The sequence below is a fragment of the Pradoshia sp. genome, from assembly GCF_051873915.1.
Lineage (GTDB): Bacteria > Bacillota > Bacilli > Bacillales > Pradoshiaceae > Pradoshia.
Genome location: NZ_JBJEFJ010000154.1, coordinates 1 through 7,299, shown reverse-complemented (window position 1 = coordinate 7,299; position 7,299 = coordinate 1). Strand labels below are relative to the sequence as shown.

The 7,299-nt window shown below is 40.7% G+C and carries 10 protein-coding genes; 4 read left to right on the top strand and 6 right to left on the bottom strand.

Annotated elements, in window-relative coordinates; all coding sequences use genetic code 11:
- Window positions 1–186: 186 nt before the first annotated feature.
- Entirely contained in the window at window positions 187–471 is a 285-nt protein-coding gene (locus tag ACI35L_RS13485; RefSeq protein ID WP_049671256.1) for a hypothetical protein, read from the bottom strand.
- Window positions 472–702: 231 nt separating this feature from the next.
- Between ACI35L_RS13485 and ACI35L_RS13480 the strand changes: the two genes are divergently transcribed.
- Window positions 703–1,212: a hypothetical protein gene (locus ACI35L_RS13480; RefSeq protein WP_049671255.1), complete on the top strand. Its 510-nt coding sequence runs from the start codon at window positions 703–705 to the stop codon at window positions 1,210–1,212.
- A gap of 5 nt (window positions 1,213–1,217) precedes the next feature.
- Here ACI35L_RS13480 and ACI35L_RS13475 read toward each other — a convergent pair whose 3' ends face one another.
- Entirely contained in the window at window positions 1,218–1,475 is a 258-nt protein-coding gene (locus tag ACI35L_RS13475) for a hypothetical protein (protein ID WP_049671254.1), read from the bottom strand.
- A 195-nt stretch (window positions 1,476–1,670) separates the two neighbouring features.
- Between ACI35L_RS13475 and ACI35L_RS13470 the strand changes: the two genes are divergently transcribed.
- Entirely contained in the window at window positions 1,671–2,105 is a 435-nt protein-coding gene (locus ACI35L_RS13470) for an HIT family protein (RefSeq protein ID WP_049671253.1), read from the top strand.
- Window positions 2,106–2,208: 103 nt separating this feature from the next.
- Complete coding sequence (locus ACI35L_RS13465; RefSeq protein WP_439803099.1) at window positions 2,209–3,039, top strand: STAS domain-containing protein; 831 nt, start codon at window positions 2,209–2,211, stop codon at window positions 3,037–3,039.
- Between the two features lie 54 nt (window positions 3,040–3,093).
- Here ACI35L_RS13465 and zupT read toward each other — a convergent pair whose 3' ends face one another.
- From zupT to ACI35L_RS13450, 3 genes are all read right to left on the bottom strand, one after another.
- Window positions 3,094–3,903, bottom strand: coding sequence for a zinc transporter ZupT (zupT, locus tag ACI35L_RS13460; protein WP_049671251.1), 810 nt, complete (start codon window positions 3,901–3,903; stop codon window positions 3,094–3,096).
- Window positions 3,904–4,275: 372 nt separating this feature from the next.
- Window positions 4,276–4,764 carry a MerR family transcriptional regulator gene (locus tag ACI35L_RS13455; RefSeq protein WP_082197130.1) on the bottom strand — a complete coding sequence of 163 codons (489 nt, stop codon included), beginning with the start codon at window positions 4,762–4,764 and terminating at the stop codon, window positions 4,276–4,278.
- Between the two features lie 49 nt (window positions 4,765–4,813).
- Entirely contained in the window at window positions 4,814–5,875 is a 1,062-nt protein-coding gene (locus ACI35L_RS13450; protein ID WP_049671249.1) for a MerR family transcriptional regulator, read from the bottom strand.
- 471 nt (window positions 5,876–6,346) lie between these two features.
- On the opposite strand from ACI35L_RS13450, the gene ACI35L_RS13445 reads away from it, so the two are divergent.
- The gene (locus tag ACI35L_RS13445) at window positions 6,347–6,661 is read left to right on the top strand and encodes a hypothetical protein (RefSeq protein WP_439803098.1); all 315 of its coding nucleotides are present in this window, start codon (window positions 6,347–6,349) and stop codon (window positions 6,659–6,661) included.
- 192 nt (window positions 6,662–6,853) lie between these two features.
- On the opposite strand, the gene ACI35L_RS13440 is transcribed toward ACI35L_RS13445, so the two are convergent.
- The gene (locus ACI35L_RS13440; protein WP_049671247.1) at window positions 6,854–7,078 is read right to left on the bottom strand and encodes a hypothetical protein; all 225 of its coding nucleotides are present in this window, start codon (window positions 7,076–7,078) and stop codon (window positions 6,854–6,856) included.
- Window positions 7,079–7,299: the final 221 nt, after the last annotated feature.

Below are 7,299 nucleotides of genomic sequence, written 5' to 3'. Positions count from 1 at the left end.
ATAGATTCTTATTGAGACCGAACTGAAGACAAGCCCATTGTCTTCAGTTTTTTTATATCTCATTTTCTCGTTTGAACATGTCGTTGTGATTCTTAGTATGGCCAATTGACTAGATTGGAGGAGCATGTACGCCGGCTCCCATAGCCTGTGCTATATGAACCGAGGAATGTTCATCACACCCTTTTCTTATTTATTTGTCTTCGTTTGCATGAATGATTGCCAACCCTTATGAAATAAACAGAGAACGAAGCTGCTCAAGATACATGCGGCTATCCAAACCTCAATCGAATCAGGAATATGGGAGAAAGGAGAGAACGTAATACGTGCTTTCTCTAAATATTGGGATAGAAGAAATATAATCAATGCGAGTATGGATAATTCTCTGCATAGGGAGAAAAGGGTTAACCTCTTCTGGTCCCAACGGATGAGAAACACGGCTATCGCAATGGAGGCAAATAAGTTCCAATCCATCCTTACACCACCTAATTATGGGTTCATATTTGAGACTGCAAGGCTTGCAGTAAATGAGTAAGTATAATCCTTCTGCATTAATTGTTTGGAAGGGCAGGAATCAGGATTATGGATGTAGAAAGAAATGGTGAAGACATTTTTGGTTGTTAGTTATGTTGATTGTAGGTGCAGTCAGTGCATTGAACGCATGCCGTGGAAGATGTCTTTTATTCGGAGAAGGGGGGCGGTTAGATGAATTATTCACATCTATATTTTTCGGACAGTTTCTTTTCCACCGGCCAGAAAGATATTTATACAAAGAATAAAGAGGTCGTCGGGAAACTCGATTTGAAGAGTGCATTCACCTCAACGATTGATGTGCTCGATCTAAAGGGGAATGTTTTGATCAGCGGGAAATTTCCTATCTTCAGCAATAAATGGGTGGTAACGAACCAAGCGGGCGAAGAGCTGGGATTTGTTCGAGCCCGTTTTAGTTTCTTTACAAAGAAATATGAATATACCGCACATAAGAGGGGAATATACCGCATTGAGTCAGAAACTTTCTCCAAAACGTATGAAATCTTTCAAGAGAATGGAAAGCGGGTTGGCCAATTTAAGAAAGTGAATTCCATCTTCAGCACACCGGCTTTTGAGATGAGCCAGGACAAGCAAGATATAGAGATTGGAGAGATGATTGCTGTTGTCATGGGTGTCAATGCTATTCAAAAGCGGAGTCATTCTGCTGCTAATAGTACGGTTTAATCAAGTTAGATAAAGATGATTAGCACTAATACGTAAAGAAGAATTATACTGTGACCAGCCATGGCGATAAATCGATGAATCGTCCAGGAATGAGGCGGTCTGGCCAGCAGGAAGATTGATAGGATACTGATGAGCGGACAAACGATACCGCCAAGTGCTGAAAAGGAAATGGATAAGGAAGGATTGTAGGTTTCAAACAGTAATGGTAATAAAATAAATAGATTCAGCGCAAGAATTCCATATAATTGTTTTATTCTGACCATAAATCTCCTCCGAAAAGAGAAAGTGGGTTACACTATATATATGATGGGGATGACGGAATATCCATCTTGAATGTGGAAGCTTCATAGATAGATCATTTTTCATCTTCCATATTTAGAGTTCAATTCGTTGGGAGTTGAGCTCTTTTTCTTTTTTAGGTATAAAATGTTCGTCATGCATAAAGGGGGAACGATTGGATGAACTGCTTAGGATGTCAATTGGCCAATCATCAAAGAACTGTCTATTTAATTTGGGAGAATGAGGATGTCTCCTGCATTTTGGATTATATGCCGTTTAATGAAGGTCATGTTCTCATACTGCCTAAAAGGCATGCTCGTTTCTTGGATGACTTGGACGAAGCCGCTGCAAGCTCGGTTTTCCAAGCTGCAAAGATGGTCACGCGTGCAATCAGGGAATTATATCGGCCAGATGGAATTACGGTATGTCAGAACGGAGGGGTATTTGATGAATTGACGCATTTTCATCTCCATATAATTCCTAGATATGAAGGGCAGGATTTTGCTGAATTTTACAAAGAGGATTTGGATGCTGTGCCCCTTGAAGCCGCTGTGCTGGAGGAAGTGCGGATGAAGCTGTCTGAGAAAATACGGATCTGTGAGAGGGATGAATAAGGGAAAAAGCCTAGTTGGCAATACAATAAGCAAACTAGTTTACCGATAGTCTGTTAGTTTGTTAAAATTCTGGTAATTATAATTCATTTAGGAGGTACTTGAAGTGGAAGCAGCCTTTGAAACAGGTACGTATATAAAAAACTATTTCCAGGAAAATCGGGATTATTTTGAAGAGCAATTACTTTCAGAGGCGGTTAATGTTAGGGATAAGATTGAGGAAATATTGTTGATTGGCAATATTGATTTGTTAAACAATGCCCATAAACTTGTCATGTATGTCATGGATCAAAGCGATCAAGATGTACGAGATTTTGCCAAGCAGGAAGGAATTGCATGGGCGACACATTCGATTAGCTTGACGTTCAAGCTTGAGTGGGTGCAGGCCATCCGAAGAACATTGTGGAATTTGCTGCATAAATTCCTTGACGAGCGCCATATGCCGTTTGAACCGGATGATTTCTTTATCCTTGAAAAACAAATTAACGATCAATTGGATCAATTCTTGAATACGTTCTTTATTTGTTATTCTGACTACAAGGATAAGCTGCTCGAGAAGCAGAAACAGCTCGTTGAGAATTTATCTGTTCCAATTATCCCTATTACGGAGGATATGTGTATTTTGCCGCTGATCGGGATCTTGGATGACCAGCGTTCCAAAATTATCGAGGAGAAGGTCTTTAATGCAATCGGAGACTTACATATTGAGACACTAATCATTGATCTTTCTGGTATTGCTGAAATGGACGGCAATATCATTGATCACTTCTTGAAGATGATTGACGGAACGACCATGATGGGATGTAAGCCCGTCATAACTGGATTGCGACCTGAAATTGTCCGCCAAATGGTTACTCTCGGAATCTCCTTTGAGGAAAGAGCTCTTACTTCAGGTACCTTGCAGTCTGCCATAAAAAGATACACATCCCTCGGTTAAATGAATACATGAAAAAACGATGTCACCTTTCATTTTGGTGACATCGTTTTTTGGTTAGATGAAAAGCAGAAGGCTGACTGCCATGAGAGCCATGCCTGCAATAAGTCCATAGATAGCATGGTGGCTTTCATCGTATTTCTTCGCAGCCGGCAATAGTTCATCAAGTGAAATGAAGACCATAATTCCAGCTACCGCTGCAAAAATGAATCCGAACATTAAATCAGTTAAGAATGGCATGAGAATTAAATACGCGAACAGGGCGCCGACAGGTTCTGCCAGTCCAGAGAGGAAGGATAGCTTGAATGCCTTCTTTTTGTTGCCTGTCGCAAAATAGATGGGAACAGCGACGGCGATTCCTTCTGGGATGTTATGGATCGCAATCGCTATGGCAATGGCAATGCCTAGCCCAGGGTCTTGCAGTGTTGAAGTAAAGGTGGCAATTCCTTCCGGAAAGTTATGAATGCCAATCGCAAGAGCTGTGAACACACCCATCTTCATTAGCTCCTGATTATGAATCTCACTGGCCGGTTTATTCATATCCTCGATCTTCTTTGGTTCATGGGGATTCCCTTGCTTTGGAATAACCCTGTCAATAAAGGCAATCAACAGAATTCCGAAGAAGAAACCGAGCACAGTCATGGTATAGCCTCGTTCATACCCAAGCTCATTAACGAGGGCATCCTTCGCCTTAACAAATATCTCGACCATTGATACATAAATCATGACACCGGCAGAAAAGCCAAGTGATATCGATAGGAATGCTTTGTTCGTGCGGGTCGTCAGGAAGGCAAGTAAGCTTCCAATCCCTGTAGCCAATCCCGCCATCAAGGTCAGAGAAAAGGCTAATAATAAAGTTGAGTCCATATAGGATAAACCTCTTTCTATAAATGTATGTATCTCACAAACATAATCTCTTAACTCCTAATCATAATGGCAAAAGCTATCATACGTCAAAAAGAAGATAATGTCATAGACGGAGGGAATCTACATTATATATATGTATTAAATGGCTAAACATGCAAGTTCATGATGAAGAGGTGAATGGAAAAGGAAGCAGAGGAGGATGGCACCATCCTTTGGAAAAGGCCTAAAAGGTACGGATTAATCACGGAAGTTTATAAACCGCGCAACTCTGAGCGTCTGTATGACATTGTACCATATCGTTAGCTGCTTGATATCAAATGGATTAGAATACTGGCATAATAAAAGCTGGGGAAGGACCCCAGCTGTTTATTTCTATAAGCCAAACATCATACTCATAATTTTACGTTTTTTCTTACGCTTTAAGGTGGAGGGGACGTCTAGTGAGATGGGCTCAACCTTCGCAGGCGGTTTTTTTGATTTATTCATTTGTGTCTCAAGCTGTTCAATTCGTTCTTCAAGCTTATCGACGACAATGAGCAAATCTTCAATCTCACGGCGGTGCTGCAGCAGCTGGACAGAAGTGACACCATCCGCTTTATTGTAGAGCTGCAACTCTAGGGCTTGAATCTTATCTTCAAGCTTGAGGACTTGCTCATCCTTCTCAGCTGGAAGGAATGAGATTGGATTCTCCTGCTTCAGCTGATCCTGATGAAAGGCTTGAAGCTGGTCAAACTCGCTTTGTGTGTAGATAAAGTGACCTTTGGCATTACGGCTCGGTTCGATGCCTAATTGTTTTACCCATCGTTTCACCGTGCTTGAGGAAATGCCCAATGCACTGGCAATATCATTCGTATTCATCATCTTTTCACCTTTCTTTTTCTTTAGATTTATCCTTAAGATTTACAGTTGTTTATTTGCTTTTTCTTCGGAAACTCCACCACTTTTTTTCCGCTGGTGCGGCTTCTTGAACAGGAGCCTTTTTGGAGGCTTTGCTTTGTACGGTTTTCAGCTTGTCCTTTGCCTTTTCCTTTTTATGCTCCTTTAGCTTAATTGGTTTCGTTTTTTCTTTCTCCTTTTCTTTCGTCGGTGCTGCATCACGGAAGCTTGTGACCATTTGCTGGAACGCCTCTTCCCGCTGCTTGATATCATGTCTGTATTGCTCAAGCTCCTTGTTCATCGTCTCAAAATATTGTTCCCGGTCCTGATAAATGGCCTCCGTCACGCTTTTGATTTCGTGTTGAGCCTCTGAAACGGAGGATGAGAGATCTGATAATAGCTCACGATAGCCATCAGCCGCTGCTTCCGAGATCCGTTTGGAGAACGATTCGAAGGCCCCCTCTGAAGATCTCGCAATACTCCGAGTCAAGGTTTCGACCGTTTCGGATGTACGTTCTGAAGAATTCGAAACGTTCTGAGAAAGCTTTTTCAGCTCGCTGTTCGTTTTCAAGGAAGAACGCTGAATGGATTTTGATAAACCTTTGATTGTATCGATAGACCCCTGCGAAATCTCTTTCTTGACCTCCTCGATCATCATGTTGCGGTTATTACGCATCTCATTGCTCATTTCCTTCATGAATTGCGTCTTATAGGCATCCATGGCATGAAGAAACTCCTCAAGCTTCGGCTCAGCCGGCTTCTCAACAACAGCAACAGAAGTAGAGGCTGCGGGTGCGGATGCTTCGGAAGGAGGGTTCGAATTGGCATGATTACTGAGGTTTTGTCCATCCTTCAGATGCTTCTGAAGCATCTCTTTAATGATATCCTTGCTTAAATTCTTATCCCGCATTTCCTTAATTCTTTTTAAGATCGCGATTTCTACCTCTGTATAAAAACGTGAGCCCTGCTTTGAACGGGGAATGACCAATACCCCTGTTAAGTCCTTCTCCCACTGGCGGATTGTCCCTGCAGGTACATTAATCTTCCGTGAAACCTCTTTAATAGAAAATGCTCTTAGAATTTGATTGTCCTTCATATTTAAACAGTCCCTTCAACTTGTAATTGGAATTATTTTTCTCTTGTGTCATGTATTCTTCATCCAGACCAAACTTTTCCTGCCTCATGACAAAAGCTATCAAAACAAGTTGTTATTCATCAGAGGGGGCTCTTTTCTAGCGGAATTCGCCTTTATATATGAAGGAAAACGAAAATGGTGGAGAATAAGCGTGGGAGCGGGGCAAAGAAGGAGGAAGGGGCAGGCGAAATGTGGAAGGATGGAGGTTTTTCTTTAGTGCGAGAGGATGATGTCAGTTCTTGAAGAAGGGGGATGGAATCTCCTAGGGGCTGTATGAGCTGGTTCTGAGCTTCAGAAACATAAATCTTGATGTGGGGGACTAGGATAAAGGGAAATAGGATTCATCACTATCAATCTGCATAATAATTTGTAAATTTGTAACTATTTTGAAAATTATTCGTATTACTTATAGAACATAGGAGGAGGGAGTAAATGAAGAGAATCATAAGATGGACAATGGTTACCTCGATCATTATTGGTCTAGCTGTCTGGATGGCAAGTGAAATGATACCTTTTTCGTACACAGAATGGAGCTTTTTTATTGGTTTAGGTTTAACTGGTATATTGTTTCTCTTTAATAGCAGCGGAGGTTTTTTATCAAAAAACACCACCCTTGAAGTGAGTGAGGCAGTATGGAAGGTACAAAAAGAAGATAATCAGTTGAGGGTTCATGTAGGCGGGGTTTTTTATGGGGCAGTTCTTTACACCGTTGTCAGTTTGATTGTGATGCTCGTTGTTTATTTTTAATCTTTGAATACTAAAACAAGAGCATCAGCTTTAATTTTGTTACATGTAAAGACCTCCATCCAGGCTTTATGGAGGCTGATAAAAAGGAATACTTAAGATGTCTTTATTGTACTATATATAAGAAAAGCCAAAAATCATTATTTGCCACAAAAAAAGCCTCCGCATGAAGTCTGCGGGAGGCTTTTATGTCATTTAAGCGGTCTCTTTCACAATATGATAAAGAGAGTAGAATAGAATGCCCATTCCGACGAAGAAAAGGACGCCGCCTAAGAAAACTCCGTTTGAGATGCTTGATAAGACAGAAGGGTTAGAATAAACTTCAATCCCTTTTGGCTGTACGCTTGTGGATACTTGGAAATGACCGATTATGGCAATGATGATTGAAAAGATTAATAATCCGTATTGTTTGATTTTCATACAATCCCATCCTTTATAGGAATTATTTGATAATGCAAATTGTTACAATTATAGTAACATATTGTGAATAAATTGTGAACAGATATGATTTTCTGTTTTTAAGAATTTTTACACTTTTAAGCTGTTTAATATTGATTGTTGATTTGAATATGCATCCCTTTTAGCGGGGTAATGGGTTTGTGGGGTTCATGCTCTTTTGTGCTGCATTTCTTATTCGGGAA

Bases quoted from the DNA above. Each gene is read 5' to 3' on its own strand.
- ACI35L_RS13485 (WP_049671256.1), bottom strand. From the start codon at position 471: ATGGATTGGAACTTATTTGCCTCCATTGCGATAGCCGTGTTTCTCATC.
- ACI35L_RS13470 (WP_049671253.1), top strand. From the start codon at position 1,671: ATGAACTGCTTAGGATGTCAATTGGCCAATCATCAAAGAACTGTCTAT.
- zupT (WP_049671251.1), bottom strand. From the start codon at position 3,903: ATGGACTCAACTTTATTATTAGCCTTTTCTCTGACCTTGATGGCGGGA.
- ACI35L_RS13440 (WP_049671247.1), bottom strand. From the start codon at position 7,078: ATGAAAATCAAACAATACGGATTATTAATCTTTTCAATCATCATTGCC.
- ACI35L_RS13445 (WP_439803098.1), top strand. From the start codon at position 6,347: ATGAAGAGAATCATAAGATGGACAATGGTTACCTCGATCATTATTGGT.
- ACI35L_RS13475 (WP_049671254.1), bottom strand. From the start codon at position 1,475: ATGGTCAGAATAAAACAATTATATGGAATTCTTGCGCTGAATCTATTT.
- ACI35L_RS13450 (WP_049671249.1), bottom strand. From the start codon at position 5,875: ATGAAGGACAATCAAATTCTAAGAGCATTTTCTATTAAAGAGGTTTCA.
- ACI35L_RS13480 (WP_049671255.1), top strand. From the start codon at position 703: ATGAATTATTCACATCTATATTTTTCGGACAGTTTCTTTTCCACCGGC.
- ACI35L_RS13455 (WP_082197130.1), bottom strand. From the start codon at position 4,764: ATGATGAATACGAATGATATTGCCAGTGCATTGGGCATTTCCTCAAGC.